The 25,452-nt window shown below is 59.5% G+C and carries 28 protein-coding genes; 11 read left to right on the top strand and 17 right to left on the bottom strand.

Annotated elements, in window-relative coordinates:
* Positions 1-5: 5 nt before the first annotated feature.
* From CQ009_RS08075 to CQ009_RS08050, 6 genes are all read right to left on the bottom strand, one after another.
* Positions 6-245 carry a BolA family protein gene (locus CQ009_RS08075; protein ID WP_008085051.1) on the bottom strand — a complete coding sequence of 80 codons (240 nt, stop codon included), beginning with the start codon at positions 243-245 and terminating at the stop codon, positions 6-8.
* 115 nt (positions 246-360) lie between these two features.
* Entirely contained in the window at positions 361-666 is a 306-nt protein-coding gene (locus CQ009_RS08070) for a lipid asymmetry maintenance protein MlaB (protein ID WP_064387999.1), read from the bottom strand.
* Positions 663-1,310, bottom strand: a complete 648-nt coding sequence (locus tag CQ009_RS08065) for a phospholipid-binding protein MlaC (protein ID WP_064388000.1) — start codon at positions 1,308-1,310, stop codon at positions 663-665. Before CQ009_RS08065 ends, CQ009_RS08070 begins: the two co-directional genes overlap by 4 nt.
* A gap of 11 nt (positions 1,311-1,321) precedes the next feature.
* Entirely contained in the window at positions 1,322-1,789 is a 468-nt protein-coding gene (gene mlaD / locus CQ009_RS08060; RefSeq protein WP_053117111.1) for an outer membrane lipid asymmetry maintenance protein MlaD, read from the bottom strand.
* Positions 1,789-2,586 (bottom strand): lipid asymmetry maintenance ABC transporter permease subunit MlaE, encoded by a 798-nt coding sequence (mlaE, locus tag CQ009_RS08055; protein ID WP_064119368.1) that lies wholly within the window; start codon positions 2,584-2,586, stop codon positions 1,789-1,791. Before mlaE ends, mlaD begins: the two co-directional genes overlap by 1 nt.
* Positions 2,586-3,395 carry an ATP-binding cassette domain-containing protein gene (locus CQ009_RS08050; RefSeq protein WP_064388001.1) on the bottom strand — a complete coding sequence of 270 codons (810 nt, stop codon included), beginning with the start codon at positions 3,393-3,395 and terminating at the stop codon, positions 2,586-2,588. The genes mlaE and CQ009_RS08050 overlap by 1 nt, the downstream gene beginning before the upstream one ends.
* 275 nt (positions 3,396-3,670) lie before the next feature.
* Here CQ009_RS08050 and CQ009_RS08045 point away from each other — a divergent pair, with 275 nt between their 5' ends.
* The 10 genes from CQ009_RS08045 to CQ009_RS08000 all read left to right on the top strand — a co-directional run bounded on the left by CQ009_RS08045 (position 3,671) and on the right by CQ009_RS08000 (position 10,788).
* Positions 3,671-4,645, top strand: a complete 975-nt coding sequence (locus CQ009_RS08045) for a KpsF/GutQ family sugar-phosphate isomerase (protein WP_064388002.1) — start codon at positions 3,671-3,673, stop codon at positions 4,643-4,645.
* The gene (locus CQ009_RS08040; protein ID WP_105705488.1) at positions 4,646-5,170 is read left to right on the top strand and encodes an HAD family hydrolase; all 525 of its coding nucleotides are present in this window, start codon (positions 4,646-4,648) and stop codon (positions 5,168-5,170) included. It abuts the gene before it with no gap.
* Positions 5,171-5,178: 8 nt separating this feature from the next.
* Positions 5,179-5,751, top strand: a complete 573-nt coding sequence (lptC, locus tag CQ009_RS08035; RefSeq protein ID WP_105705486.1) for an LPS export ABC transporter periplasmic protein LptC — start codon at positions 5,179-5,181, stop codon at positions 5,749-5,751.
* On the top strand, positions 5,738-6,283 hold the full coding sequence (lptA, locus tag CQ009_RS08030) for a lipopolysaccharide transport periplasmic protein LptA (RefSeq protein WP_064388005.1): 546 nt from the start codon (positions 5,738-5,740) through the stop codon (positions 6,281-6,283). Before lptC ends, lptA begins: the two co-directional genes overlap by 14 nt.
* Positions 6,283-7,008 carry an LPS export ABC transporter ATP-binding protein gene (gene lptB, locus CQ009_RS08025; RefSeq protein ID WP_008085069.1) on the top strand — a complete coding sequence of 242 codons (726 nt, stop codon included), beginning with the start codon at positions 6,283-6,285 and terminating at the stop codon, positions 7,006-7,008. Before lptA ends, lptB begins: the two co-directional genes overlap by 1 nt.
* A 276-nt stretch (positions 7,009-7,284) precedes the next feature.
* Positions 7,285-8,778, top strand: a complete 1,494-nt coding sequence (locus CQ009_RS08020) for an RNA polymerase factor sigma-54 (protein WP_064388006.1) — start codon at positions 7,285-7,287, stop codon at positions 8,776-8,778.
* Positions 8,779-8,851: 73 nt separating this feature from the next.
* Entirely contained in the window at positions 8,852-9,160 is a 309-nt protein-coding gene (gene hpf, locus CQ009_RS08015; protein WP_007912419.1) for a ribosome hibernation-promoting factor, HPF/YfiA family, read from the top strand.
* Between the two features lie 12 nt (positions 9,161-9,172).
* Positions 9,173-9,637, top strand: coding sequence for a PTS IIA-like nitrogen regulatory protein PtsN (gene ptsN / locus CQ009_RS08010; protein WP_064388007.1), 465 nt, complete (start codon positions 9,173-9,175; stop codon positions 9,635-9,637).
* A gap of 2 nt (positions 9,638-9,639) precedes the next feature.
* Positions 9,640-10,497: an RNase adapter RapZ gene (gene rapZ, locus CQ009_RS08005; protein WP_064388008.1), complete on the top strand. Its 858-nt coding sequence runs from the start codon at positions 9,640-9,642 to the stop codon at positions 10,495-10,497.
* Positions 10,498-10,512: 15 nt separating this feature from the next.
* Positions 10,513-10,788 carry an HPr family phosphocarrier protein gene (locus CQ009_RS08000; protein WP_008085079.1) on the top strand — a complete coding sequence of 92 codons (276 nt, stop codon included), beginning with the start codon at positions 10,513-10,515 and terminating at the stop codon, positions 10,786-10,788.
* A gap of 91 nt (positions 10,789-10,879) precedes the next feature.
* On the opposite strand, the gene CQ009_RS07995 is transcribed toward CQ009_RS08000, so the two are convergent.
* The 6 genes from CQ009_RS07995 to pmbA all read right to left on the bottom strand — a co-directional run bounded on the left by CQ009_RS07995 (position 10,880) and on the right by pmbA (position 16,245).
* The gene (locus CQ009_RS07995) at positions 10,880-11,773 is read right to left on the bottom strand and encodes a ZIP family metal transporter (RefSeq protein WP_064388009.1); all 894 of its coding nucleotides are present in this window, start codon (positions 11,771-11,773) and stop codon (positions 10,880-10,882) included.
* A gap of 30 nt (positions 11,774-11,803) precedes the next feature.
* Positions 11,804-12,415 carry a superoxide dismutase gene (locus CQ009_RS07990; RefSeq protein WP_064388010.1) on the bottom strand — a complete coding sequence of 204 codons (612 nt, stop codon included), beginning with the start codon at positions 12,413-12,415 and terminating at the stop codon, positions 11,804-11,806.
* A 1-nt stretch (position 12,416) separates the two neighbouring features.
* A complete protein-coding gene (locus CQ009_RS07985; RefSeq protein ID WP_016984162.1) occupies positions 12,417-12,857 on the bottom strand; it encodes a hypothetical protein in 441 nt (146 codons plus the stop codon).
* 29 nt (positions 12,858-12,886) lie between these two features.
* The gene (locus CQ009_RS07980; RefSeq protein WP_105705484.1) at positions 12,887-14,263 is read right to left on the bottom strand and encodes a lyase family protein; all 1,377 of its coding nucleotides are present in this window, start codon (positions 14,261-14,263) and stop codon (positions 12,887-12,889) included.
* Positions 14,244-14,651, bottom strand: coding sequence for a hypothetical protein (locus tag CQ009_RS07975; protein WP_064388012.1), 408 nt, complete (start codon positions 14,649-14,651; stop codon positions 14,244-14,246). The genes CQ009_RS07980 and CQ009_RS07975 overlap by 20 nt, the downstream gene beginning before the upstream one ends.
* 247 nt (positions 14,652-14,898) lie before the next feature.
* A complete protein-coding gene (pmbA, locus tag CQ009_RS07970) occupies positions 14,899-16,245 on the bottom strand; it encodes a metalloprotease PmbA (RefSeq protein ID WP_105705481.1) in 1,347 nt (448 codons plus the stop codon).
* A 109-nt stretch (positions 16,246-16,354) separates the two neighbouring features.
* On the opposite strand from pmbA, the gene yjgA reads away from it, so the two are divergent.
* A complete protein-coding gene (gene yjgA / locus CQ009_RS07965) occupies positions 16,355-16,879 on the top strand; it encodes a ribosome biogenesis factor YjgA (RefSeq protein WP_025109468.1) in 525 nt (174 codons plus the stop codon).
* A gap of 114 nt (positions 16,880-16,993) precedes the next feature.
* On the opposite strand, the gene tldD is transcribed toward yjgA, so the two are convergent.
* The 5 genes from tldD to CQ009_RS07935 form a co-directional block, all read right to left on the bottom strand.
* Positions 16,994-18,436 carry a metalloprotease TldD gene (gene tldD, locus CQ009_RS07960; protein WP_064387936.1) on the bottom strand — a complete coding sequence of 481 codons (1,443 nt, stop codon included), beginning with the start codon at positions 18,434-18,436 and terminating at the stop codon, positions 16,994-16,996.
* Between the two features lie 4 nt (positions 18,437-18,440).
* Entirely contained in the window at positions 18,441-19,301 is an 861-nt protein-coding gene (locus CQ009_RS07955; protein WP_105705479.1) for a carbon-nitrogen hydrolase family protein, read from the bottom strand.
* A gap of 132 nt (positions 19,302-19,433) precedes the next feature.
* Complete coding sequence (locus CQ009_RS07945) at positions 19,434-23,237, bottom strand: YhdP family protein (RefSeq protein ID WP_105705477.1); 3,804 nt, start codon at positions 23,235-23,237, stop codon at positions 19,434-19,436.
* 75 nt (positions 23,238-23,312) lie between these two features.
* Entirely contained in the window at positions 23,313-24,770 is a 1,458-nt protein-coding gene (gene rng, locus CQ009_RS07940; RefSeq protein ID WP_064387933.1) for a ribonuclease G, read from the bottom strand.
* A 58-nt stretch (positions 24,771-24,828) separates the two neighbouring features.
* The gene (locus CQ009_RS07935) at positions 24,829-25,425 is read right to left on the bottom strand and encodes a nucleoside triphosphate pyrophosphatase (RefSeq protein WP_105705474.1); all 597 of its coding nucleotides are present in this window, start codon (positions 25,423-25,425) and stop codon (positions 24,829-24,831) included.
* Positions 25,426-25,452: the final 27 nt, after the last annotated feature.

Here is a 25,452-nt window from a genome sequence, read left to right as displayed (position 1 = left end):
TAGGCTCAGGTGCGCTCGGCCCAGGCCGCGCTGCTGAAAAATTTCATAGTGACCGCGTGGATGCTGCCATCGGTGATCCACGGGTTCAAATGGGCATAGACCTGCTGCTGACGCTTCACCGGGCTCAACGCCGCCAGTTCATCGCTAATCACGTTCAGCTGGAAATTGCAGCCTTCGCCCTCAACTTCTACCAACGTTCCGGGCAGCTTTCCTTCAAGGAAGCTCTTCACTTCTACGGCCTGCATGCTCAACCTCAATCGGCGCCCTGTGCGCACGGGTCGGACATCATACAAAAAAGCCCCGCGCCTGCGAACCCCGCATGGCAGGACTCTGACGGGGGGCTTCTTTATAGATGCGGGTTCAGGGGTGCGCCAACAGCTCGGTCAGTTCACTGACCTGGGCGATTTCGCGCATGTCTTCGGGCATCGCGCGGATGCTCACGGCCTTGCCGGCCGCCTGGGCATCACGCATGAAGCACAGCAGCAACGACAAGCCGACGCTGCTGGATTTCTTCACCGCCGAGCAATCGATGACCAGCGATGAGGCCTTGCTCGACTTGATCAGCGCCTGGCCTTCCTTGCGCAAGTCAGGGCCGGTGCGGTAATCCAGCACTCCACTGAGCAGAAGCTCATCGACATCACTCATACGAACGGCGGCCTCACTCATTGTGCTGGGTTCTTTTCGGTGGATTCCTTGGCCTTCGCCACTTCACCGGCCCAACCATTGATGGTCTTGTCCAGATCGTTGCCATTGCGCTGCATCGCGTCGGCGAACTGGTCACGGAACAGCTTGCCGATGTTGATGCCGTTGATGATCACGTTGCGCAGTTTCCACTCGCCGTTGATCTTCTCCAGCGTGTACTGCACAGGGTAGATCGCGCCGTTGCTGCCCTTGACGGTCATGTTGACGCTGGTGCGATCGCCCGACTCGTCCTTCGCCGGATCTACGGTGATGCCCTGGTTGTTGTACTCGAGCAAGGCGTTGCCGTAGAACTGGAACAGTCCTTTCTTGAAGTTTTCCTGGAAGGTCTGCATCTGCGCAGGGGTGGCCTTGCGCGAGTATTTGACCGTCATGATGCTTTTGGAAATGCCTTCGGCGTCCACCACCGGCCCGACGATGCTGTTGAGCGCGGCGTAGAAATCAGTCGGATCCTGCTTGTATTTCTCTTTGTTGGCAGCCAGGTCGGTCAGCAACCGGTTGGTTGTGTCCTGCACCAGATCGTGTGCCGAAGTCGCAGCCGCCACGGCGTTACCCATCAACGGCAAGGCTGCCAACAGCACCAACAGGCTGCGTCGCAAGATAGAGATCATTCAAAAGCTCCTCATTTGGCGTCTTTGCTAACGGTATTGAGCAGGAATTTACCGATCAGGTCTTCCAGTACCAGAGACGACTGCGTGTCGTGGATGGTTCCGCCATCCGTCAGCGGTTTGTCTTCACCGCCAACGCTGATACCGATGTACTTCTCGCCCAGCAGACCCGCGGTCAGGATAGACGCTGTGGAATCGGTCGGCAGGTTGTCGACCTTTTTATCCACTTGCAGGGTGACCCGACCGGTGAAGCTGTCGCGATCCAGATCGATCGCCGTGACCTTGCCAATGGTCACACCGGCCATGGTCACTTTGGCTCTGACCGTCAAACCGGCGATATTGTCGAAGTAGGCATACAATTTATAGGTGTCGGTGGTCGACGTCGGAGACAGGCCACTGACCCGCAACGCAAGCAGCAACAAAGCCAGGATCCCTGCCAGCAGGAACAGGCCGACACCGATTTCCAGGGTGCGGTTTTGCATCAGAAATCTCCAAACATCAAAGCGGTCAGAATAAAGTCCAGGCCGAGTACTGCCAGCGAGGCGAACACCACGGTCTTGGTAGTGGCACGACTGATCCCCTCGGAAGTGGGCTCACAGTCATAGCCTTGAAATACGGCGATCCAGGTCACGACAAAGGCGAAAACGATACTTTTGATGACACCGTTGAGCACATCACTGGTGAAGTTCACGCTGTTCTGCATGTTCGCCCAGTAGGAACCTTCATACACGCCCAGCCAGTCGACAGCCACCCACGAACCGCCCCAGATGCCCACCACGCTGAAAATCATCGCCAGCACCGGCAGGGAAATGAAGCCCGCCCAAAGCCGCGGCGCAATGATGTACTTGAGCGGGTCGACACCGATCATTTCCAGGCTGGAAAGCTGCTCGGTGGATTTCATGTTGCCGATTTCTGCGGTCAATGCCGAGCCGGCACGTCCGGCAAACAACAGCGCGGTCACCACCGGGCCGAGCTCACGCAGCAGGGTCAAGGCAACCATCTGCCCCACCGCCTGCTCCGAACCGTAGCTGGAGAGAATGCTGAACCCCTGCAGCGCCAGGACCATGCCGATGAAAATGCCGGAAACGACGATGATCACCAGCGACATGACGCCGACCGAATGCAACTGTTTGACCAGCAGACCGAAGCCGCCGCTGATCCCGCCACGACCGAGCAGTGCGTGGAACAGGAACAGCGTCGCGCGACCGAACACCGCGACGGCGTCGATCGCCGACTCGCCGAACCGGCGTACGCGTTCTATCAATGAAATTCTGCGCATCAGCGCTTCCCCAGAAGATCTGCGCGGTAATCCGTCGCTGGAAAATGGTACGGCACCGGGCCATCGGGATCGCCACTCATGAACTGACGGATACGCGGCTCGTCCGAGTTCATCAATTCATCCGGCGTGCCCTGCCCCAGTACCTGACCATCACCCACTACATAGATGTAGTCGGCAATGCTCGCGGTTTCGGCCAGATCGTGGGAAACCACGATACTGGTGATCCCCAGCGCATCATTGAGCAGACGGATCAGGCGCACCAGCACGCCCATGGCGATCGGATCCTGGCCGACGAACGGTTCGTCGTACATGAGAATCTGCGGGTCGAGCGCAATTGCCCGGGCCAGCGCGACGCGACGCTTCATGCCGCCGGACAGCTCGTCGGGCATCAGCTCGATAGCGCCACGCAGACCGACCGCCTGCAATTTGAGCAGGACGATGTCGCGGATCATTTCTTCCGGCAATTCGGTATGAACGCGCAGGGGAAAAGCGACGTTCTCGAAAACATCGAGGTCGGTGAACAGCGCGCCGCTCTGGAACAGCACGCCCATATGCTTGCGCGCATCGAACAGATCACTGCGCGACAGCTTCGGCAGGTTCTGGCCGTTGACCCAGACTTCGCCGCTGGTTGGGCGCAACTGTGCGCCCATCAACCGCAGCAGCGTGGTCTTGCCACACCCGGAAGGTCCCATGATGCCGGTGACCTTGCCGCGCGGGATGCGAATATCGACGTTATTGAAAATGCTCCGCGCACCGCGCTTGAAGGAGACTCCCTTCAGCTCGACCGCGTAGGCGTTATCGGCACTCATCTAAACTCCTTGCGATGCAGCCTCTCACTCGGACGCCTGGCTTTCCTGAGAAAGCACATACCCTCCGGGCAGGCCGAACTGGCGGCGAACTATATCACTGCAAAGGCCAAGCGCCCAAGGTCTGTGCCGGCCTGTGTTCGGCGATCTGACAGGGTTGGAGCGGCTTTTTCAGGGTTTTGGTAACGAGGAATGACAAAGCACGACGAACTTGCGTGAGGCTTTGCAACATAACCGCTATAATCGCCGCCTTTTCATCGGGCTATACGATTTCTGACATGAGCCAATCCAGCGACCTGATTCAATCGGCACAACGCACCATTCGCCTCGAAGTGGAAGCCGTACAAGGCTTGTTGCCCCATATCGACGCCGATTTCGTACGCGCTTGCGAGATGATTCTGGCCAGCAAGGGCCGTGTGGTCGTAGTCGGCATGGGTAAATCCGGGCATGTCGGCAACAAGATTGCCGCGACGCTTGCCAGCACTGGCACTCCGGCTTTTTTCGTACATCCAGCCGAAGCCAGTCACGGCGACATGGGCATGATTACCCGCGACGACGTGATTCTGGCCCTGTCGAACTCAGGCTCGACCAACGAAATCGTCACCCTGCTGCCGCTGATCAAACGACTGGGCATCCAGCTGATCAGCGTCACCGGCAACCCGCAATCGCCGCTGGCCAAGGCTGCCGAAGTCAACCTCAACGTTCACGTCGAGCATGAAGCCTGCCCGCTGAACCTGGCGCCGACCTCATCGACGACAGCGGCACTGGTGATGGGTGATGCGCTCGCCGTAGCGTTGCTCGAAGCGCGCGGTTTCACTGCCGAAGATTTCGCCTTTTCTCATCCGGGTGGCGCACTGGGCCGTCGCCTGCTGCTGAAAGTGGAGAACGTCATGCACGCCGGCCAGGAGCTGCCGCAAGTACAACGCGGTACGCTGCTCAAGGACGCACTGATGGAAATGACCCGTAAAGGTCTGGGCATGACCGCCATTCTCGAAGCCGATGGCAAGCTCGCCGGGATCTTCACCGACGGCGATTTGCGCCGCACGCTGGATCGCAGCATCGACATCCGCAGCGCCACCATCGACCAGGTGATGACCGCGCACGGCAAGACCGCCCGGCCCGAGATGCTCGCCGCCGAGGCCCTGAAAATCATGGAAGACCATCGAATCAACGCATTGGTAGTCGTCGACGAAGAAGATCGCCCGATTGGCGCCTTCAACCTCTCCGATCTGCTGCGCGCAGGAGTCATGTAAATGAGCAACGATCTGCTGCAACGCGGCAAAGCGATCAAACTGGCGGTTTTCGACGTTGACGGCGTCCTCACCGACGGGCGCCTGTACTTCCTTGAAGACGGCAGCGAATTCAAAACCTTCAACACCCTCGACGGCCAAGGCATCAAAATGTTGATGAACGCCGGCGTGCAGACCGCCATCATCAGCGGTCGCAAGACTCCGGTGGTCGAACGGCGCGCAAAAAATCTCGGCATCCCGCACCTGTTTCAGGGGCGTGAAGACAAATTGGTGGTTCTCGACGGTCTTCTCGAGCAACTGGGCCTAAGCTATGAACAGGTCGCCTACCTCGGTGACGACCTGCCCGACCTGCCGGTGATCCGCCGCGTAGGCCTGGGCATGGCTGTTGCCAACGCTGCCGATTTCGTCCGCGAACACGCCCACGGCGTTACTTGCGCCCGTGGTGGCGAAGGTGCTGCACGCGAATTCTGCGAATTGATCCTGCGCGCCCAGGGCCGCCTCGATGCGGCCAACGCCGCGTACCTGTGAGCCAAACCATGTTTAGCAAAAAATTTCGCAACTTCCTGCTGTTCGGCTGCATTGCTGCGTTGTTCGCAGCGGTAGGCTACTGGAACATCAGCCCGGAGCGCTTCCTCGACAAGCCTCCGGTCTCGTCCGTGGACACCCCGATCGACTGGTACGCGACCAACACGCATACCCTGCAATACCTGCCGGACGGTAAAGTGCAATACGAAATGACCTCCGACAAGGCCGAGCACGTCAAGGCGACCGACATCACCCTGGTCACCAAACCCGACCTGAACATGTACCGCGGCACCGATTTTCCGTGGCACGTGACCAGTGAGCGTGGCGAAGTGAACTCGGGCGGCACCGAAGTCGAATTGATCGACTCCGTACGCGTCAAACGCACCGATGAAAAGAAGCGCGACACGCTGATCACTTCCACCCGCATGACAGTGTTCCCGCAGCAGCAATATGCGCAGACCGAGCAACCCGTTAGAATCGACGGCGCTGGCGGTGTATCAACTGGCGTTGGAATGAAAGCGTACCTGAAGGAAAGCAGGATACACCTGCTATCGAACGTAAGAGGACAGTATGAGGCTCGTTAAAACCCTCCCTATTTTGCTCAGTCTGGGCGCAGCACTGGGAAGCGTGAGCGCCTGGGCTCTGCCGAACGATCAAGAGCAGCCAATCCGCATTCAGGCCGACGATGCCCAACTGGACGACAAGAATGGCGTTGCCACCTATAAAGGTGACGTGATCATCACCCAGGGCTCGATGAAGGTTACCGGCAATACCGTGACCATCACGCGCACCCCGACCGGTGATATCGACGTGGTGACTTCGGTCGGCAACCTCGCCTACTTCGAACAACTGCAGACCGCTGGCGATACCAAGCCTGTTCAAGGCTGGGGCGTGACGATCCAGTATCACGCCGCGCAAAACCGCGTCGTGCTGATCGACAAGGCCAAGGTTGTCGACAAGGACAACAACACGACTCAGGGCGAGAAAATCGTCTACGACACCGTGAAGAAACTGGCCAGCGCCGGTCGCGCTACCGGTAGCAAGGTCACCGAAGCGCGTCCGCGTATCGACATGGTGATCCAGCCGAAGAAGAAAACCGACGAGAAAACCCAGTAATGGCAACTCTGAAAGCTCAGCACCTGGCCAAGGCCTACAAAAGCCGCCAGGTCGTGCGTGACGTCAGCCTGTCGATCGACAGCGGCCAGATCGTCGGCCTGCTCGGCCCCAACGGCGCCGGCAAGACCACGTGCTTCTACATGATCGTCGGCCTGGTGCAGGCAGATCAGGGCCGCGTGCTGATCGATGACCTGGACGTCAGCCACCAGCCAATGCACGGTCGTGCCAAGGCCGGTATCGGCTATCTGCCGCAAGAAGCGTCGATCTTCCGCAAACTGTCGGTGGCCGACAACATCATGGCCATCCTCGAGACCCGTCAGGAACTCGACAAGGCCGGTCGTCGCAAGGAGCTGGAAAGCCTGCTGCAGGAATTCCACATCAGCCACATCCGCGACAACCTCGGCATGAGCCTGTCCGGTGGTGAGCGCCGCCGGGTGGAAATCGCCCGTGCACTGGCGACTGCACCGAAATTCATCCTGCTCGACGAACCGTTCGCCGGTGTCGACCCGATTTCGGTCGGCGACATCAAGCAGATCATCCACCATCTCAAGGCCAAGGGCATCGGTGTGTTGATCACCGACCACAACGTGCGTGAGACGCTGGATATCTGCGAAACCGCTTACATCGTCAACGACGGTCAACTGATCGCCGAAGGTGACGCAGAAACCATCCTGGCCAACGATCTGGTCAAGGAAGTCTACCTGGGTCACGAGTTCCGTCTGTAAGCATGCTGGTGCCCCGGTGAGCTGCGAGGGCGCTGTATCGATGAAGCAGCCTTTTTATACGCTTTGATTGTTACAGCGCTCCAGGCAAGCACCTCGCCTCAAAGGTCTTCAGCGCTCGCTTGAGCGATGCGTCAATAAAGTTTTCTATCTTTTTATTGTTACAGCGCTCTAGGCAAACACTTCAGTTTCAGGCATATAATTTGCTTAAGTTTGGCGCTCCGGCGCCCTGTAGTGGATGGCGCATAGCGCCGGCGAATAAGGTGTTAAGCCCCTGCCATGAAACCATCGCTAGTCTTGAGAATGGGCCAGCAGCTGACGATGACACCGCAGCTGCAACAGGCCATCCGTCTGCTCCAATTGTCGACCCTGGATCTGCAACAGGAAATCCAGGAGGCTCTGGAATCCAATCCGATGCTCGAACGCCAGGAAGAAGGCGACGACTTCGACAATTCCGATCCGATGGCCGACAACGTCGAGCAGAAGCCCAACACCGAAATCCAGGAACCCTCCTATCAGGAAACGGCCCCGACGGTAGATAACCTCGAGGACGGCGAATGGAACGAACGCATTCCCAATGAGCTTCCGGTCGACACGGCCTGGGAAGACGTCTACCAGACCAGCGCCAGCAGCCTGCCCAGCAGCGATGACGACGAATGGGATTTCACCACCCGCACCTCCGCTGGCGAAAGCCTGCAAAGCCATCTGCTGTGGCAATTGAACCTGGCCCCCATGTCCGACACCGATCGACTGATCGCTGTGACCCTGATCGATTGCATCAATAATCAGGGCTACCTGGACGAAACCCTCGAAGAAATTCTCGAAGCTTTCGACCCGGAACTGGACATTGAACTGGACGAGATCGAAGCCGTACTGCACCGCATCCAGCAGTTTGAACCGGCCGGTATCGGTGCACGCAACCTCGGCGAATGCCTGCTGCTGCAATTGCGCCAGTTGTCTGCCAAGACCCCGTGGCTGGCAGAAGCCAAACGCCTGGTCAGCGACTACATCGACCTGCTCGGCAGCCGCGACTACAGCCAGCTGATGCGCCGCATGAAGCTCAAGGAAGATGAGCTGCGTCAGGTTATCGAACTGGTCCAGAGCCTCAATCCACGCCCTGGCTCGCAGATCGAGTCCAGCGAAGCCGAATACGTCGTCCCCGACGTCATCGTGCGCAAGGACAACGAACGCTGGCTGGTCGAGTTGAATCAGGAGTCGGTGCCGCGCCTGCGGGTCAACGCGCAGTACGCCGGTTTCGTACGCCGCGCCGATACCAGCGCCGACAACACTTTCATGCGCAATCAGTTGCAGGAAGCCCGCTGGTTCATCAAGAGCCTGCAGAGCCGCAACGAAACCCTGATGAAAGTTGCCACCCAGATCGTCGAGCATCAGCGCGGTTTTCTCGAGTACGGCGACGAAGCCATGAAACCGCTGGTCCTGCATGACATCGCCGAAGCGGTCGGCATGCACGAGTCGACGATTTCCCGGGTGACCACACAGAAATTCATGCATACCCCGCGCGGTATTTATGAACTGAAATACTTTTTCTCCAGCCACGTCAGCACCTCCGAGGGCGGGGAATGCTCGTCCACGGCGATCCGCGCGATCATCAAAAAACTGGTTGCAGCGGAAAATCAGAAAAAGCCGTTGAGTGACAGCAAGATCGCTGGTTTACTGGAGGCACAAGGCATTCAGGTGGCTCGCCGCACCGTCGCCAAGTACCGCGAATCTCTCGGGATCGCGCCTTCGAGCGAACGCAAGCGGTTGATGTAAGCCACGTTACAGCGTTCCAGTGGCAGGCTATCCCGCCTGCCGCTTTATGCACTGGCAACGAAGGAGAAGCTGTATGCAAGTCAACATCAGTGGACACCAACTGGAAGTGACCCAACCTCTGCGTTCCTACATCGAGGAAAAACTCCAACGACTGGAGCGCCATTTCGACAAGATCACCAACGTGCAAGTCACGATGTGCGTCGAAAAGCTGAAGCAGAAAATCGAAGCCACCTTGCATATACCCGGCAGCGAAGTGGTCGCCAACGCAGAAGATACCGACATGTATGCTGCGATCGACTCACTGACCGACAAGCTGGATCGCCAACTCAAAAAGCATAAGGAAAAGACCCAGAGCCTCCTTCAGGGCGCGACCGGTCGTTAACATCCCTAACCCATGATCCGACTTGAAACCATCCTGACCCCCGGCCGTTCCCAAGTGAACGCGCCGGGCGGCAGCAAGAAAAAAGCCCTCGAACAGATTGCCAACCTGATCCATCGCGAAGTGCCGGATCTGGCGATGCAAGATGTCTTCGAGGCGTTGATTGCCCGTGAAAAACTCGGTTCTACCGGTTTTGGCAACGGCATCGCCATTCCACACTGTCGCCTCAAGGGCTGTGAAGCGCCGGTCAGCGCGCTGATGCACCTTGAAGCCCCTATCGATTTCGACGCCATCGATGGCGCTCCGGTTGACCTGCTGTTCGTATTGCTGGTGCCCGAAGCTGCGACCGATGCGCACCTGGAGTTGCTCCGTCAGATCGCCAGCATGCTGGATCGCAAGGAAGTGCGCGACAGACTGCGCAGCGCCCAGACAAACGAAGCCTTGTATCAGGTTGTCCTGGACGAGCAAAGCGGGCAGTAATCATGCGTTTGATCATCGTCAGTGGCCGTTCCGGCTCGGGTAAAAGCACCGCACTGGATGTTCTCGAGGACAACGGTTACTACTGCATCGACAACCTGCCGGCGGGATTGCTGCCAGAATTGGCAGAGCGCGCCCTGATCCACACCGAACTGGCGCAACCGCTGGTGGCGGTGTCGATCGATGCGCGTAACCTGCCAAGTCATCTGTCGCGTTTTCCCGAACTGCTTGAAGATGCCCGAAGCAAGCATATTCAGTGCGATGTCCTGTATCTGGATGCCGACGAGGAAACCCTGCTCAAGCGTTTTTCCGAGACCCGCCGCCGCCACCCCTTGAGCAATGCCAATCGCTCACTGGCCGAAGCGATCCACGACGAAACCGCTCTGCTCGGCCCGATTGCCGATCTCGCCGACCTGAAAATCAATACCACCAATCTGAACCTTTATCAGTTGCGCGACACCCTCAAGCTACGCTTGCTGAATCAACCGGAGCCGGGCACCGCCTTTCTGGTCGAATCATTCGGTTTCAAGCGCGGCATGCCGGTCGATGCCGACCTGGTGTTTGACGTGCGCTGCCTGCCTAACCCGTACTGGAAGCCGGAATTGCGCGAGCAATCCGGTCTTGATGCACCAGTGGCCGAGTATCTGGCGGTTCAGCCGGAGGTCGAAGAAATGTTCCAGGACATCTTTACCTACCTGCACAAGTGGCTACCGCGCTTTGCCGCGAGCAACCGTGCCTACGTCACCATTGCCATTGGCTGCACCGGCGGGCATCACCGCTCCGTCTACCTGACCGAACGTCTGGGTCAGGCCCTGCAGAAAACCCTGAAGAACGTCCAGGTTCGCCACCGCGACCTCACTTAAAGGATTCACACCGCGATGCCTGCTCTGGAAATCGAAATCATCAACAAACTGGGCCTGCATGCCCGCGCGTCGGCCAAGTTCGTTGGCGTGGCGGGTCAGTATCCGGATTGCACGATCAGAGTAGGCCGCACGCCGGAGACGACGGTCGACGGCAAAAGCATCATGGCGATGATGATGCTGGCGGCTGGCAAGGGCACCAAAATTTATTTGAGCACTGAAGGGCATCAGGAACAGGAAGCGCTCGATGCGCTGGTGGCGTTGATCAACAACTACTTCGATGAAGGTGGCTGACCGCCAGAAAAAAGAGTTCGCAGCCTGCGGTAGCTCCTACGCAGGAATGCATTCCCTGGAGCTGCCGCAGACTGCGATCTTTTGATCGACTTCAACCCAACGCGGTATCCATCACCATCATCAGACAGAACCCGATCAACAAGCCAAGACTCGCCAGTTTGTCATGACCATTGCGTCGCGACTCGGGAATCACTTCATGGGTCACCACCAGCAACATTGCCCCCGCCGCCAATGCCAGCCCTAATGGCAACAACACCTGCGCCAGGCTGACCAGCCACGCACATAACAGTGCAAACACTGGCTCGACCAGACCTGACGCCGCGCCGATCAGGAACGCCTTGACCCGCGACATCCCGGCCCCGGCCAATACCAGCGCAATCACCAGACCTTCCGGCACATCCTGCAAAGCGATGCCCATGGCCAGGCTGTCGGCGTCTGGCATGCCGCCGCCAGCAGAAACGCCGACGGCCATGCCTTCAGGGATGTTATGAGCAATGATGGCGAACACGAACAACCAGATGCGCGGTGGAATAACCGGGTGCTCGACGGTGCCGACGAGCATTTCCGCAGACGCGCCAGACACCTTGCGATCGACCAGATACAGGCCGAAGGCTCCAAGCATGATGCCGAAGCAGATCAGACCACTAGCGCTCCAGGGTGTCAGACCAAGGCTTTCGGCGGCGGCGATGCCCGGCACGATCAGCGAAAACGCCGTCGCCGCCAGCATCACTCCCGCACCAAAGCCCAGCAACGTATCGCTGAGTGCCTGAGGCATGCGCCGAATCACCAACACCGGGACAGCGCCCAGCGCCGTGCCAAGGGCACAGATCGCACCACCCTGCAACGCCCGTGACAGCCTCGGTTCGAGATTCAGCCATTGCAGCCCGTGGGCGACCAGCAAGGTCATACCCGCCAACAGCAATAGCGATCCCACTGCGTAACGAAACATACGCCCACTTCCGATCGCCAGTGTTTCAGTGCCCATAGTCAGCCTTGGATTGTTTTTATAGAAGACTTAAACCAGTGCGGCCTGATAGCGCGCAGCCACTTCAGGCCAATTGATCACGTTGTAGAACGCGTTGATGTATTCCGGGCGACGGTTCTGATAACGCAGGTAATAGGCGTGCTCCCAGACGTCGAGACCGAGAATCGGCGTGTTGCCGTTCATCAACGGGCTGTCCTGGTTACCGCTGCTTTCCACGATCAACGCCTTCTCGGGGGTCACGCTGAGCCAGGCCCAGCCGCTGCCGAATCGGGTCAGTGCGGCTTTGGTGAAGGCTTCCTTGAAGCTGTCGAGGCCACCCAGATGCTCATCGATGGCCTTGGCCAGTGCGCCATCCGGTTTGCCGCCACCGTTGGGCACCATCACTTCCCAGAACAACGAGTGGTTGGCGTGTCCACCGCCCTGGTTGATTACCGCTGCGCGGAGTTTTTCCGGCAATTGCTGAACGCTGGCGACCAGTTTCTCCACCGGCCACTCGGCGTATTCGGTGCCTTCAACCGCCGCGTTGAGGTTGTTGATGTAGGTCTGGTGATGCTTGGTGTAGTGAATCTCCATGGTCTGCGCATCAATGTGCGGTTCCAGTGCGTCGTAGGCGTAAGGCAAGGCAGGCAGGGTAAAAGCCATTTCAGTGGACTCCATGGTGATGAGGGGCAGGCGCGCGGCGCGCATTGCCGGTATCCGGGTGCAGCAGGCGCTGGGTACGCGGGTATTCGCCGTGCTCGCTGATGAAATTCAGCAGCTCGACGTAGGTCTTGCTGCTCTGGCGCAGCGCCGCTTCGCGCAATGCCAGACGCTGGCGTTCGTCCTGCATGGTCTGCAACAGCCGTTGATGGATAGCGCAAAGGTATTCGGCGCTCTCCTCCGGCTGGTTCAGGCGCAAGTGCAGATCCGCCAGGTTGTGATGGGAGATGACGCAAGCCGCCACCGCTTCGTCGGCGTCCGCCCAGCGCTCGAACAACACTTGCGCCAGGGCCAGGGCTTGCAGGTAAGCCTCACGGGCGTCGATCAGTTCGCCCAGCATGAAGCAGCGATTGGCCCGTTCGATCGTGCGTTTCCAGTGCTCCATGGTGAGCCTCCAAAGCGGTTGCGGGGGGGTTACACGCCGCCGGCGGTGAGTTTCTCGGGATTGAGCAACTCTTCCAGTTGGCTGCGCGAAAGGTCGGTGTGTTCCAGGGCAACGTCGATCACCGCGCGGCCTTCCTTGTAGGCCTGCTTGGCGATTTCAGCGGCTTTCTGGTAACCGATGATCGGGTTGAGCGCGGTAACCAGAATCGGGTTGCGCGACAACGCTTCTTTCAAGCGAGAGTCATTGACCTTGAAGCTGGCGATAGCCTTGTCAGCGAGCAAACGGCTGGAATTGGCCAGCAGCTCGATGCTGCTCAACAGGTTCTGCGCGATGATCGGCAGCATCACGTTCAATTCGAAGTTGCCCGACTGGCCAGCAATGGTGATCACCGAATCGTTGCCGATGACCTGCGCGGCGACCATGGCGGTGGCTTCCGGGATCACCGGATTGACCTTGCCCGGCATGATCGACGAGCCCGGTTGCAGGGCTTGCAGTTCGATTTCACCGAGGCCTGCGAGCGGGCCGGAGTTCATCCAGCGCAGGTCGTTGGCGATTTTCATCAGCGACACGGCGGTGGCTTTGAGCTGGCCGGAGACGGCAACGGCGGTGTCCTGCGAACCGATCAGCGCGAACAGATCCTTGCCCGGGGTGAATTGCACGTCGGTCAGTTGGCTGAGCTGGCGGCTGAAGCGCGCGGCGAATTCAGGATGCGCATTGATCCCGGTGCCGACTGCAGTGCCGCCCTGCGCCAGGGATTGCAGACTGGGCAGCAAATCCTGCAGATGGCCGATGTTGGCCTTGAGTTGCTGCGCCCAGCCGTTGAGCACCTGGCTCATGCGTACCGGCATTGCATCCATCAAATGCGTGCGACCGGTTTTGACATGGTGATGCACTTGCCCGGCCTTGTCCTCGATCACTTGCACCAAGTGCAGCAGTGCCGGCAGCAACTGCTCGTGCAGGGCCAGCGCAGCGCTAACGTGGATGGTGGTCGGGATGATGTCGTTACTGCTCTGGCCACAGTTGACATGATCGTTGGCATTGACCGGTTCATCGAGCAGGCGGCTGGCCAGCGTAGCGATCACTTCGTTGGCGTTCATGTTGGAACTGGTGCCGGAACCGGTCTGGAAGATATCCACCGGAAAATGTTGCATGAAGTCGCCTTCGAGCAGGTCTTGCGCGGCATCGCTGATGGCTTTGCCTTGTGCGGCGCTGATCTGGTTGAGTTCGACGTTGGCGCGCGCGGCAGCGGCCTTGGCGAGGATCAGTGCGCGGATGAATTGCGTCGGCATCGGTTTGCCGCTGATCGGAAAGTTATCCACTGCGCGCTGGGTCTGCGCGCCGTAGAGAGCGTCCACCGGCACCTGCAGTTCGCCCATGCTGTCGCGCTCAATACGTGTCTTGGTCATCGGTAAATCCTTGGACTAATTCAATGAGAGGAATCGATGGAAGCAGTTCGCAGGTGGCGAGCTGCCAGGTGTAGCGTTGCCAGCGCTTGAGCCGGCAGTTGCACAGGGACAGGCGCTCCATTTCACGTAATGGGCGCCAGGCTTGATCGAGACAGAAGCTGCGCCAGTGCCACGGCAGTGCGATGTCGGTGGCGGTGTCGAGCAGCAGACGGAAAGAGGTTTCGGCGACCGTCCAGGGTGAGGTCGCGGTGCAACAAGACAGATACCGGCCTTCAGCCAGGTAATGTTCGATCAGGCGCGGCTCGTCGGGATCCATCGCGCAACGGATCTGGCGACTCATCCAGCGCCAGCTTTCGAGATAGGGCTGCTCGTGCAAGGCAGAACTCATGATTCGGGGCTCGTCCGATAATGAGATTTATTATTAGATGATAATGAGAACCAAAACAAGAGTCCCGGTTACACGGACTCCATTGTGGGAGCGAGCCTGCTCGCGAGGGCGTCGTGTCAGTCGCCGTTGCGGTCGGCTGTTACATCGCTTTCGCGAGCAGGCTCGCTCCCACAGGGTATTGTGTGGAGCCAATAAAAAAAGCGCGCCACCCGATGGGGTGGCGCGCCTTTTTTGTGACGGTTGGAGCTTAGCTACCCGCCACTGTCATCCGCTCGATCAACACCGAACCGGTGCGAATGTTGCTGCGCAGTTCCAGGTCATTACCCACCGCAACGATCTGCTTGAACATGTCGCGCATGTTGCCGGCGATGGTGACTTCCTGCACCGCGAACTGGATTTCACCGTTCTCGACCCAGAAACCTGCCGCACCGCGCGAATAATCGCCGGTGACCATGTTCAGTCCATGGCCCATCAATTCGGTAACCAGCAAGCCACGGCCCATGCGCTTCAACAGCGCCGCCTGGTCTTCGTCGCCGTGGGTGACAAACAGGTTATGCACGCCGCCAGCGTTGGCAGTACTCGGCATACCCAGTTTGCGACCAGAGTAGGTGCCGAGAATGTAGGAGACCAATTCGCCCTTTTCGACGAACGGTTTAGCGTACGTCGCCAGACCATCACCGTCGTAGGAGGCGCTGCCCATCGCGCGCATCAGGTGCGGACGCTCATCGATGGTCAGCCATTCCGGGAACAGTTTCTGCCCCAGGGAGCCTTCAAGGAACGACGACTTGCGATACAGACTGCCGCCGGACACTGCCGAGAGGAAACTGCCGAACAGGCCGCCCGCCAATTCCGCGGAAAACAGCACCGGCACTTCACAGGTCGGTACCGGACGCGCGCCCAGACGGCTCGCCGCCCGTTGCGCTGCACGCTGACCGATGCTGACCGGATCAGCCAGCAAAGTGCCCTGGCGGCTAACGTCATACCAGTAATCGCGCTGCATCTGGCCATCGGCCTCGGCGATCATCACGCAACTCAGGCTGTGGCGAGTCGACGCATAACCGCCGATAAAACCGTGACTGTTGCCGTAAACCCGGCAGCCCTGGTGGGTGCTGAGGGTGGTGCCGTCGGCGTTCTTGATCCGCGCGTCGGCGTCGAATGCCGCCGCTTCACAGAGCAACGCCTTCTCGATGGCCTGCTCCGGGGTGATGTCCCATTCGTGGAACAGGTCAAAATCGTGCTGTTCCTTGGCCATCAGCGCAGCATCAGCCAGACCCGAGGCCTCGTCTTCTGAAGTGTGTTTCGCGATGGCCAGTGCCGCGGCGACGGTTTCGCGAATCGCATCCGGGCCAGTCGCCGAGGTGCTGGCCGAGCCCTTGCGCTGGCCAACATACAACGTGATGCCGAAACCCTGATCGCGGTTGAATTCGACCGTCTCGACCTCGCGCTGACGCACCGACGTCGACAGGCCCTGCTCCAGCGACACCGCGACTTCACAGGCACTGGCGCCCTGACGCTTGGCTTCGGCGATGATCTGTTCGACTTGATCCTGCAGTGCCGGCAACGCCTGCGGGCCGACGCTTTCAACTGCACTCATGCTCATCTCCACTCAAATTCTGCTTTCGGCTAGGGTCATCGAGCGACCGGGCCGGACAAGCGGCCCCCGACTGGTTATCATGGCGGCGTTTCTTTGCGGACTGCCACCAATGGTTGATTCTTACGACGACTCCCTCGATACGGGAGAAAAAAGCAAATCTCAGGTCAAACGCGAGCTGCATGCTCTGGTTGACCTTGGCGAGCGCCTTACAACACTCAAGCCCGACTTGCAGGCAAAACTGCCATTGACCGACGCTTTGCGCCGGGCGCTGGCCGATGCGCCGAAGCACACCGCGAACATCGCGCGTAAACGGCACTTGCAGTTCATCGGCAAGCTGATGCGCGATCAGGACACTGACGCGATTCTCACGCTGCTCGATCAACTGGATGCCTCGACTCGTCAGTACAACGAGCGTTTCCACAACCTCGAACGCTGGCGTGACCGCCTGATCGCGGGCGACGACGCCGTGCTGGAAAAATTCGTCGTCGAGTACCCGGACGCCGACCGCCAGCAACTGCGTTCCCTGATCCGTCAGGCTCAGCACGAGGTTGCGCAAAACAAACCTCCTGCTTCCAGCCGCAAGATCTTCAAGTACATCCGTGAGCTGGACGATACCCAACGCGGTCTGCGTTGAGATATCGCCACTTGCAGGAGCTGCCGCAGGCTGCGATCTTTGCTTTTAAAGATCAAAAGATCGTCCGATCGCGGCCCAAGCCTGCGGCAGCTCCTGCACAGGATGTTTCCATTCTTATGCGCCCGTACCACCCACGGTGATCGCATCGATCTTCAGCGTCGGCTGACCGACACCCACCGGCACCGATTGCCCATCCTTGCCACACGTGCCCACACCGCTGTCCAGCGCCAGATCGTTACCGACCATCGACACCCGGCTCATCGCCTCGGGGCCGTTGCCGATCAACGTTGCGCCTTTCACCGGAGCGGTGATTTTTCCGTCTTCGATCAGATACGCTTCGCTGGTGGAAAACACGAACTTGCCGCTGGTGATGTCGACTTGGCCGCCGCCGAGGTTGGCGCAGTAGATGCCCTTCTTCACCGAAGCAATGATTTCCGCCGGATCGCTCTCGCCGCCGAGCATGTAAGTGTTGGTCATGCGCGGCATCGGCAGATGCGCGTAAGACTCACGACGACCGTTACCGGTACGGGCCACGCCCATCAGACGCGCGTTGAGCTTGTCTTGCATGTAACCCTTGAGCACGCCGTTTTCGATCAGCGTTGTGCACTCCGTCGGGGTGCCTTCGTCGTCGACACTCAGCGAGCCGCGACGGCCACTCAAGGTGCCGTCATCGACAATGGTGCAGAGTTTCGAGGCAACCATTTCACCCATGCGTCCGCTGTAGGCGGAACTGCCCTTGCGGTTGAAATCGCCTTCCAGACCGTGACCGACCGCTTCGTGCAACAACACGCCAGACCAGCCTGAGCCCAAGACCACCGGCAATGTGCCGGCCGGCGCAGGAATCGCTTCGAGGTTCACCAGCGCCTGACGCAACGCTTCACGGGCGTAACCCATGGCGCGGTCTTCGGCGAGGAAATAGCGGTAGTCGGTACGCCCGCCGCCGCCATGCCCGCCGCGCTCGCGACGGCCATTTTGTTCAACGATCACGCTGACATTGAAGCGCACCAGCGGTCGTACGTCGGCAGCCAGGCCACCGTCAGTGGAAGCCACGAGAATGCGCTCCCAGACACCGGCCATGCTCACGCTGACTTGTTGAATGCGAGGATCGAGCGCCCGAGTGGCGACGTCGATGCGTTTGAGCAACTCGACTTTCTCGGCGCGAGTCAGCACTTCCAGGGGGTTATCCGGCGCGTACAACTGCGCTACGTCTTGAGTGCTGAACGCCTGCACCGTGCCGTTTTGCCCGGCGCGGGAGATCGAACGTGCGGCACGGGCTGCGGCTCCCAAAGCTTCGAGGGTGATTGCGTTGCTGTAGGCAAAACCGGTTTTTTCACCGGACTGCGCACGCACGCCAACGCCCTGATCGAGGTTGAAGCTGCCTTCCTTGACGATGCCGTCTTCCAGCGCCCACGACTCGGATATCTGGCCCTGAAAATACAGGTCGGCGGCATCGATGCCCGGACCGGCCAGATCGCCGAGCACGCCTTGCAGGCTCTCGATCGTCACGCCACCGGGCGCCAAAAGATGATCACTGACTGAGGACAACAACTCGCTCATAGGTTTACGCCTTAAATTCGTGTTCTGAAGCAGGTCGCTGTGCGCCCTGCGAGAAAAACCGCCGATGACGCGTCACCGGCATTCGCGCCCTGATGGACGCTTGTTCATCGCTATCGCGTTCGGCCAACAACACCGCTTCGCCTTGATCCTGATGCGCCAGCACGCGGCCCCACGGGTCGACGATCGCCGCATGCCCGAAGGTTTCGCGCGGTCCCGGATGGGTGCCGCCTTGCGCTGCGGCCAGCACATAACATTGTGTCTCGATGGCCCGCGCCCGAATCAGAACATCCCAATGCGCAGCGCCGGTCACCGCAGTAAACGCCGCCGGTGCGGTAATCAATTCGGCACCGGCGGCGCGCAATTCGCTGTACAGCTCGGGAAAGCGCAGGTCGTAACACACGGTCAGACCCAGTTTGCCAACCGGAGTGTCCGCGACCACCACGCCACTGCCATAAGCATAGTCATCGGATTCGCGGTAACGGCCGCGATTGTCCGCCACATCGACATCGAACAGATGCAGCTTGTCATAGCGTGCAACGATTTCGCCGTGTTCATTGACCAACAACGAGCAGGCATTGGCCTTGGCCGTCGGCTGATCCACCGGCGGCAACGGCAAAGTACCGGCCACTATCCATAACTTGAGGTCGCGGGCGGTCCGTTTCAACCATGGCAGGATCGGCCCCTCGCCCAAAGCCTCGGCACGGCCGATGTCGGCGACGTCGCGACGGCCCATGGCGGCGAAGTTTTCCGGCAGCACTGCGAGCTTCGCGCCGCCGGCCGCGGCCTGTTCGAGCAGGCGGCGGGCCTGTCCCAGGTTGGCCAGCACGTCGCTCTGGCTGACCATTTGAATCACCGCTAAAGACATGGCCGTTCCTCGGAATCTGCACACAACCTTGTAGGAGCTGCCGCAGGCTGCGATCTTTTGATCAGGCTCTTAAAAAACAAAATCAAAAGATCGCAGCCTTCGGCAGCTCCTGCCGAGGGTAGTGTCTGCTAGTTAAAAAGGCTTGTCGAAGGTGATTTTCGGCTCTTTCCACGGGCCTTTGACGGTGTATTTAACACTGGCAAAGCGCGCCACGCGATCACCGATCAACTTGTCGATCAAGAACAATGCGCCGCCAACCGCCGGAGCGCCCACGAGTAGCGCGGCAATCGGCAAGTTGTTGGTCACCGGCAAAGTCACCAGCAACTTGGCGTCGACCTGTTCCGCCACCAGATCCAGCTTGCCGTTGAGCTCGATATTGCTCGATGGCCCAGTCAGGCGAATCGGCTCTTTCGTATCGTAAACACCGTTGGTCGCCACCAGCAGGCCTTTGACCCGGTCGTAGCTCAAGCCTTTGCCGAACAAGTCGGAGAAATCCAGACGCAGGCGTCGGCCAATGGAGTTGAAGTTGAGCAGACCGAACACGCGCAATGCCTGCGCGCCGCCATCCACTTCAACGAACTGGCCCTTGTTCAGTGACGCGTCAAGGGTGCCGGAGAAGCGCTTGGTCGCCAGCCATGCCGGTGAACCCGGCCAGCGGCCATCAACATCCATGTGGAACTCTTCGCTGGTCACACTCGGCGCAAAGCCCCAGCCCTTGAGTACATCGGCGAGGTTCTTGCCGCCGATTCGCCCCTTGAACCAGCTATTGGTCGAGCCCGGCGCCCCTTCCCAGCCGCCATTGCCTTGCAACAGGATGCCTTTAAGGCCCATATCAAGATTATTCAGGGCGATACCCTTGGCCGTCGGACGCACCTTGAGCGACCAGCCGCCAACCAGATCCGGCCCCTGGAACAGTTGATTGATGGTGATATCCAGCGCCGGAATCTTCGTCGGGTCGACGGACACCAGTGGATCAGGAGCGTTCTCGTCAGCCTGCACCGTAGGATCCGGCGCCGGCAGTTTCACGTATTGCAGGTTCACCGCAATGGGCGTGCCCTTGGCATCCGGCAGACTGGCCGTGCCTTTGGCCTGCTGACTGTCGAGCGCCAGATTCCACGCCGCCTGCTTGCGATTCAATTGCACCGAAGCCTGATCCAGCGTGGTGCCGAACGCCGTCAGCTTGCCGACCTTGAAGTCTGCGCTGCTGAGCAACTTGCTGGCACTGCCACCCGGATCCTGTCCGGCGTATTTGCTAACCAGATCCTGCCACGGCGCCACGTCCAGCTCCGACAGCACGCCGCGAATCCGCAAGCCTTTGGCCCCCGGCAGCACAGCTTCGCCAGCGCCGAGGAACAATTCGCCACGACCGTCGGCAAAATTGCTCGGCGGCGCGGCAAAGGTGAAATTGGCCAGTTGGTCATAGTTGACCCAATAACGCCGCTCCTGCCCTTGCAAGGTCATGCGGAACACCGTGTCGCGCCCCGTTTCCGCCGTCATGCCGAACGGCGCCGGCAGATCGATCGCTACCCCCTGCATGCTGGAGCTGACCATCAATTGGCTGTCAGCACCGTCGAGGTTCAGTTGCAACTGATACGGAATCGTCCCGGAAACCGGCAGTGGCTGCGTCACGCCCAACCAATCGGTGAGTTTCTTCACCTCGACCTGCCCCGACGCCGCGACCCGGGTTCTGAGCTTGCCAGGGCTGCCATCGGCAAAAATCTGCGCGGTGACCGGTTTGTCGAAAGCGCGCGCCGCGATGTTCTGCCCGCTGAGGCCCTTGGCGCTGTCGAAGCGGAAATCGCCCTTGAGCTGAGTCAGCTCCAGCTTGGGTTCGGCGAGTTTCAATCGCGCATTGGCGGTCTTGAAGTCAACGAGGATCTTCGGTTGATCGCCCTTGGCCAGCGGTACGTCCAGTTTGAGCTTGCCTCGCAGGTCGCCCGAACCTTCCCAGCCGGCGAACGTGTCCGCCGTGCCGATCGGTGCTTCCTGAAGAATTTTCAGTCCGTCCCCCAAACCACCGGAAAATGCACCGTCGAGGAACAGGTGGCTGTTCTGCCCGCTCGGCACATGGGGAATATTAACGAAGACATCTTTGACCTGAGTGTCGAGCAACTGGCCCTTGCTGGCCCAGATGCGCACGCCGCTGTCTTCGATAAACACATCGCCGCTGACGTTGCTGACATGCGGCCAGCCTGGCTGAAACGCCAGCTCGGCGTCATGCACTTTGAAGAACAGGCTGATGCTGCGGTCAGCCTCCCCCGCATTCTTGCTCAACGACCCCTGATACTGGAAAAAACCCTGATCGACCGCGCCCTTGAGAATCGCTGTACGCAGCCACTCGTCGAGCGCCGGGCTCAAGACTTCGGGCAGGTATTTGGCGGTGTAGCGACCATCGCCATCGACCAGACCGACGCGCAGGTCCATGTAGTCTTCCTGGCTGTGATCGAAATGCAGGCGGATCAGGAAGTCACCGGCAATCTTGCCCTCCTCGCCCAACACCTTCAGGTACGGCGCGATCAGGGTGAAGCCTTCCTTATCGAGCTTCCAGGTCAGCCGCGCATTGGCTTGCAGGTATTGCCACGGTTTGGCGAAAATCGGGTCGAGGTGCAGAACGAAGTCCTTGCTGTCCATGCGCAGCTCGCCACCGTCGAGGTTACCGGTGAGGCTGCCGCTGACATTTCTTGCCGCTGGTGCACCATGATAGGCATCGAAGCCGACGTTATCGAGATTGGCGGCAAAGCTGAATTTAGTGCCGTCAGTGGCCGCTGGCCGGAAATCCAGCAGCACGTTGCGCAGGCCGCCGGTCACGTTCAAATGATCGACCACCTCAGCGAAACCTTTTGGCAGCGGTCCAAGTGCATTGAGCAACGGCGTGATCGGTGTCAGATCGAGGCGATCGGCCTGCAAGTGCCAGAGCTCTTCGACTTTATCGGTGGCGCGGGTCTGTTGCAGCTGGACGCGAGACTCCCAACGGTTTTCGCCGAAGTTCATCGCCAGCGAATCGAGGGTCACCGACGCGCCTTCGTCACTGTTCCGGTAATACGCGTTGAGTGCCAGATTGTTGATCTGGATTGGCTTGCGCTCGGCGTAGGCGCCGGTCACTTGTGGTGCATTGAGGCGCAGCGCGGCGCTTTGCAAAGTGCCGTCGCCCCAGTTGACCCAAAGTTCGCCACCGGCGTTGATCGCGGAAAAATTCCATTGTTGGGTCATGCGCTCGGGCAGCCATTTTGCCCAATCGCTTTGCGGCAGACTGGCGTAACCGTCGACGACGCTGTTCTGCCATTGGTCTGGACGCAGGCGCGTGCGCAGGCTCAGCGCGACCGGCTGACCATCGGGCAATGTCAGGCGCGCATCCAGGCGTTGACGACTGGCACCGGTCTTCAGATTGAGGCCGACATAGGTCAGGGTCATCGGCGCGTGATCCTGCGGCTGCAGCGTGACCTGACTGTCGAGCACCGAGAGTTGCTGAATCATTTGCGAACGATTGAACAACTGCTGCGCATCGAGTGGTTGATCTTTCTTCACGGGCAGACCTTCCAGCGCCCAACTGCCGTCCTCCGCTTCCTTGAGGCTGATCTTCAGGCCATTGAGTTCCAGATGCGCGATGCGCACTTCGCGAGCCAACAGGCTGGCCCAAAGATCCGGCACCGCGCGCACTCGGTCCAGGCGCAAGGCATTGGCACCGTCCCCGACCATAACGTCATGGGCCAGCAAGATCGGTGCAAAACCGCTCCAGTTACCTTCCAGCTCGCCGATCTGCAACGGCATCCCGAGCGCAGCACTGGCTTTGGCTTCGATATCGGCACGATACTCGGCCACCAGCGGGGTCAGTTCACGGCCGAGACTGACGTACAACGCCATCAATACCAAAACCAACGCGCACAGGCCCAGCCCCCAGCGGGTGATTGCGGCCAAAATGCGTGTCAGACGTTCCATGTCAGTTGGCTCCCATGGCAAAAATACTGCGAAAAGCTGAGGCCAGCCGCGGTGAAAAGGGTGTGACGCAGGGGTTCAGAGCAGCACCACGTCATATTGTTCCTGGGAATACATGGTTTCCACCTGGAAGCGAATGGTGCGGCCGATAAACCCTTCAAGCTCGGCGACGTTGCCAGACTCTTCATCCAGCAAACGGTCGACCACTTTCTGGTTCGCCAGTACGCGATAACCCTCGGCCTGATAGGCACGGGCCTCGCGAAGAATCTCGCGGAAAATCTCGTAACAGATGGTTTCCGGGGTTTTCAGCTTGCCGCGCCCCTGGCAGCTGCTGCACGGCTCGCACAACACTTGCTCAAGGCTTTCGCGGGTGCGCTTGCGGGTCATCTGCACCAGGCCCAATTCGGTGATGCCGATGATGTTGGTCTTGGCGTGATCGCGCTCCAGCTGTTTTTCCAGCGTGCGCAGAACCTGACGCTGATGCTCTTCATCTTCCATGTCGATGAAGTCGATGATGATGATCCCGCCGAGATTACGCAGGCGCAGTTGCCGGGCAATCGCCGTCGCGGCTTCGAGATTGGTCTTGAAGATGGTTTCTTCGAGGTTGCGGTGACCAACGAACGCCCCGGTGTTGACGTCGATGGTGGTCATGGCTTCTGCCGGATCGACCACCAGATAGCCACCGGATTTCAGCGGCACCTTGCGTTCAAGGGCTTTCTGGATTTCGTCTTCGACACCGTAAAGATCGAAAATCGGTCGTTCGCCCGGGTAGTGTTCCAGACGATCGGCGATTTCCGGCATCAGCTCGGCGACGAACTGCGTGGTTTTCTGGAAGGTTTCCCGGGAGTCGATGCGGATCTTCTCGATCTTCGGATTGACCAGATCGCGCAGGGTGCGCAACGCCAGGCCGAGGTCTTCGTAGATCACGCTCGGCGCGGAAATGGTCTTGATCTGTTCATTGATCTGATCCCACAGGCGTCGCAAGTAACGGATGTCCATAAGGATCTCGTCGGCGCCGGCACCTTCAGCGGCGGTACGCAGAATGAAACCGCCCGCTTCTTTGATCCCTTCCTTGGCCACGCAATCGCTGACCACTTGCTTGAGGCGCTCACGCTCGGCTTCGTCTTCGATTTTCAGCGAGATGCCGACGTGGGCAGTGCGCGGCATGTACACCAGATAGCGCGACGGGATCGACAACTGCGTAGTCAACCGCGCGCCTTTGGAACCGATCGGATCCTTGGTGACTTGTACCACCAGGCTTTGACCCTCGTGCACCAGGGAGCTGATGCTCTCCACCGCCGGGCCCTCACGCAGAGAGATTTCAGCGGCATGGATGAACGCGGCGCGATCCAGGCCGATGTCGACAAATGCTGCTTGCATGCCCGGCAGCACCCGGACGATCTTGCCTTTATAGATGTTGCCGACAATCCCGCGCTTTTGCGTGCGCTCGACATGGACTTCTTGCAGCACACCGTTTTCGACCACCGCCACGCGCGATTCCATCGGCGTGATGTTGATCAGAATCTCTTCACTCATGGCAGGATCTCGTTCAGGCATGTTCACGATAATGGCCGCATCTGGATGGGTACGACGCTTATTGCGCGTTCAGGTTTTGCCAACAGGGTATGCCGAAATGGCCCAACAGTTCTGCGGTTTCGCAAACGGGTAACCCGACCACTGCCGAATAGCTGCCATTGAGCCCGGCAACGAACACCGCGCCGAGGCCTTGAATGCCATAACCGCCGGCCTTGTCGCCGGGCTCGCCGCTGGCCCAGTAGGCGGCGGCTTCTTCGCGGCTGATCGGCCGGAGCCGCACCAGGCTGCGGACCACTCGCGACTCGCAGCGCTCACCTTCGAGCACGGCGATGGCGGTCAGCACTTCATGTTCCTTGTCGGACAACATCATCAGCATGGCGCATGCGTCGGCTTCGTCCACCGGTTTACCGAGAATTTTGCCGTCGAGCACCACGGCGGTATCCGCGCCCAGCACGCAGAAAGGCCGGGCGCAATTGACCGTGCGTCGGCCGGCCTCGGCCTTGCCACGCGCGAGACGCTCGACATAGGCCGATGGCAGTTCTGCGGGAAGTGGAGTTTCGTCGATATCCGCACTGATGGCGGAGAACGCAACGCCGATCTGCGTGAGCAATTCACGTCGACGCGGCGATCCGGAGGCAAGGTAAAGCGGCTTCATCAAAACATCTCCCTGTTCAGTGCCCTG

It is taken from the genome of Pseudomonas sp. MYb2 (genome assembly GCF_002979955.1).
In the GTDB taxonomy this organism is placed as follows: Bacteria; Pseudomonadota; Gammaproteobacteria; order Pseudomonadales; family Pseudomonadaceae; genus Aquipseudomonas.
This window is presented reverse-complemented; position numbering and strand designations above follow the sequence as displayed.

Excerpts from the sequence above, each read along its gene's own strand:
- CQ009_RS07985 (WP_016984162.1), bottom strand. The coding sequence starts at position 12,857 with ATGGAGCACTGGAAACGCACGATCGAACGGGCCAATCGCTGCTTCATG.
- CQ009_RS08075 (WP_008085051.1), bottom strand. The coding sequence starts at position 245 with ATGCAGGCCGTAGAAGTGAAGAGCTTCCTTGAAGGAAAGCTGCCCGGA.
- CQ009_RS07975 (WP_064388012.1), bottom strand. The coding sequence starts at position 14,651 with ATGAGTTCTGCCTTGCACGAGCAGCCCTATCTCGAAAGCTGGCGCTGG.
- CQ009_RS08040 (WP_105705488.1), top strand. The coding sequence starts at position 4,646 with ATGAGCAACGATCTGCTGCAACGCGGCAAAGCGATCAAACTGGCGGTT.
- CQ009_RS08020 (WP_064388006.1), top strand. The coding sequence starts at position 7,285 with ATGAAACCATCGCTAGTCTTGAGAATGGGCCAGCAGCTGACGATGACA.
- CQ009_RS07980 (WP_105705484.1), bottom strand. The coding sequence starts at position 14,263 with ATGACCAAGACACGTATTGAGCGCGACAGCATGGGCGAACTGCAGGTG.
- rapZ (WP_064388008.1), top strand. The coding sequence starts at position 9,640 with ATGCGTTTGATCATCGTCAGTGGCCGTTCCGGCTCGGGTAAAAGCACC.
- CQ009_RS07995 (WP_064388009.1), bottom strand. The coding sequence starts at position 11,773 with ATGGGCACTGAAACACTGGCGATCGGAAGTGGGCGTATGTTTCGTTAC.
- CQ009_RS08065 (WP_064388000.1), bottom strand. The coding sequence starts at position 1,310 with ATGATCTCTATCTTGCGACGCAGCCTGTTGGTGCTGTTGGCAGCCTTG.
- mlaD (WP_053117111.1), bottom strand. The coding sequence starts at position 1,789 with ATGCAAAACCGCACCCTGGAAATCGGTGTCGGCCTGTTCCTGCTGGCA.
- CQ009_RS07945 (WP_105705477.1), bottom strand. The coding sequence starts at position 23,237 with ATGGAACGTCTGACACGCATTTTGGCCGCAATCACCCGCTGGGGGCTG.
- hpf (WP_007912419.1), top strand. The coding sequence starts at position 8,852 with ATGCAAGTCAACATCAGTGGACACCAACTGGAAGTGACCCAACCTCTG.
- mlaE (WP_064119368.1), bottom strand. The coding sequence starts at position 2,586 with ATGCGCAGAATTTCATTGATAGAACGCGTACGCCGGTTCGGCGAGTCG.
- lptC (WP_105705486.1), top strand. The coding sequence starts at position 5,179 with ATGTTTAGCAAAAAATTTCGCAACTTCCTGCTGTTCGGCTGCATTGCT.
- lptB (WP_008085069.1), top strand. The coding sequence starts at position 6,283 with ATGGCAACTCTGAAAGCTCAGCACCTGGCCAAGGCCTACAAAAGCCGC.
- lptA (WP_064388005.1), top strand. The coding sequence starts at position 5,738 with ATGAGGCTCGTTAAAACCCTCCCTATTTTGCTCAGTCTGGGCGCAGCA.
- rng (WP_064387933.1), bottom strand. The coding sequence starts at position 24,770 with ATGAGTGAAGAGATTCTGATCAACATCACGCCGATGGAATCGCGCGTG.
- ptsN (WP_064388007.1), top strand. The coding sequence starts at position 9,173 with ATGATCCGACTTGAAACCATCCTGACCCCCGGCCGTTCCCAAGTGAAC.
- CQ009_RS08000 (WP_008085079.1), top strand. The coding sequence starts at position 10,513 with ATGCCTGCTCTGGAAATCGAAATCATCAACAAACTGGGCCTGCATGCC.
- CQ009_RS08050 (WP_064388001.1), bottom strand. The coding sequence starts at position 3,395 with ATGAGTGCCGATAACGCCTACGCGGTCGAGCTGAAGGGAGTCTCCTTC.
- tldD (WP_064387936.1), bottom strand. The coding sequence starts at position 18,436 with ATGAGCGAGTTGTTGTCCTCAGTCAGTGATCATCTTTTGGCGCCCGGT.
- pmbA (WP_105705481.1), bottom strand. The coding sequence starts at position 16,245 with ATGAGTGCAGTTGAAAGCGTCGGCCCGCAGGCGTTGCCGGCACTGCAG.
- yjgA (WP_025109468.1), top strand. The coding sequence starts at position 16,355 with ATGGTTGATTCTTACGACGACTCCCTCGATACGGGAGAAAAAAGCAAA.
- CQ009_RS07935 (WP_105705474.1), bottom strand. The coding sequence starts at position 25,425 with ATGAAGCCGCTTTACCTTGCCTCCGGATCGCCGCGTCGACGTGAATTG.
- CQ009_RS08045 (WP_064388002.1), top strand. The coding sequence starts at position 3,671 with ATGAGCCAATCCAGCGACCTGATTCAATCGGCACAACGCACCATTCGC.
- CQ009_RS07955 (WP_105705479.1), bottom strand. The coding sequence starts at position 19,301 with ATGTCTTTAGCGGTGATTCAAATGGTCAGCCAGAGCGACGTGCTGGCC.
- CQ009_RS08070 (WP_064387999.1), bottom strand. The coding sequence starts at position 666 with ATGAGTGAGGCCGCCGTTCGTATGAGTGATGTCGATGAGCTTCTGCTC.
- CQ009_RS07990 (WP_064388010.1), bottom strand. The coding sequence starts at position 12,415 with ATGGCTTTTACCCTGCCTGCCTTGCCTTACGCCTACGACGCACTGGAA.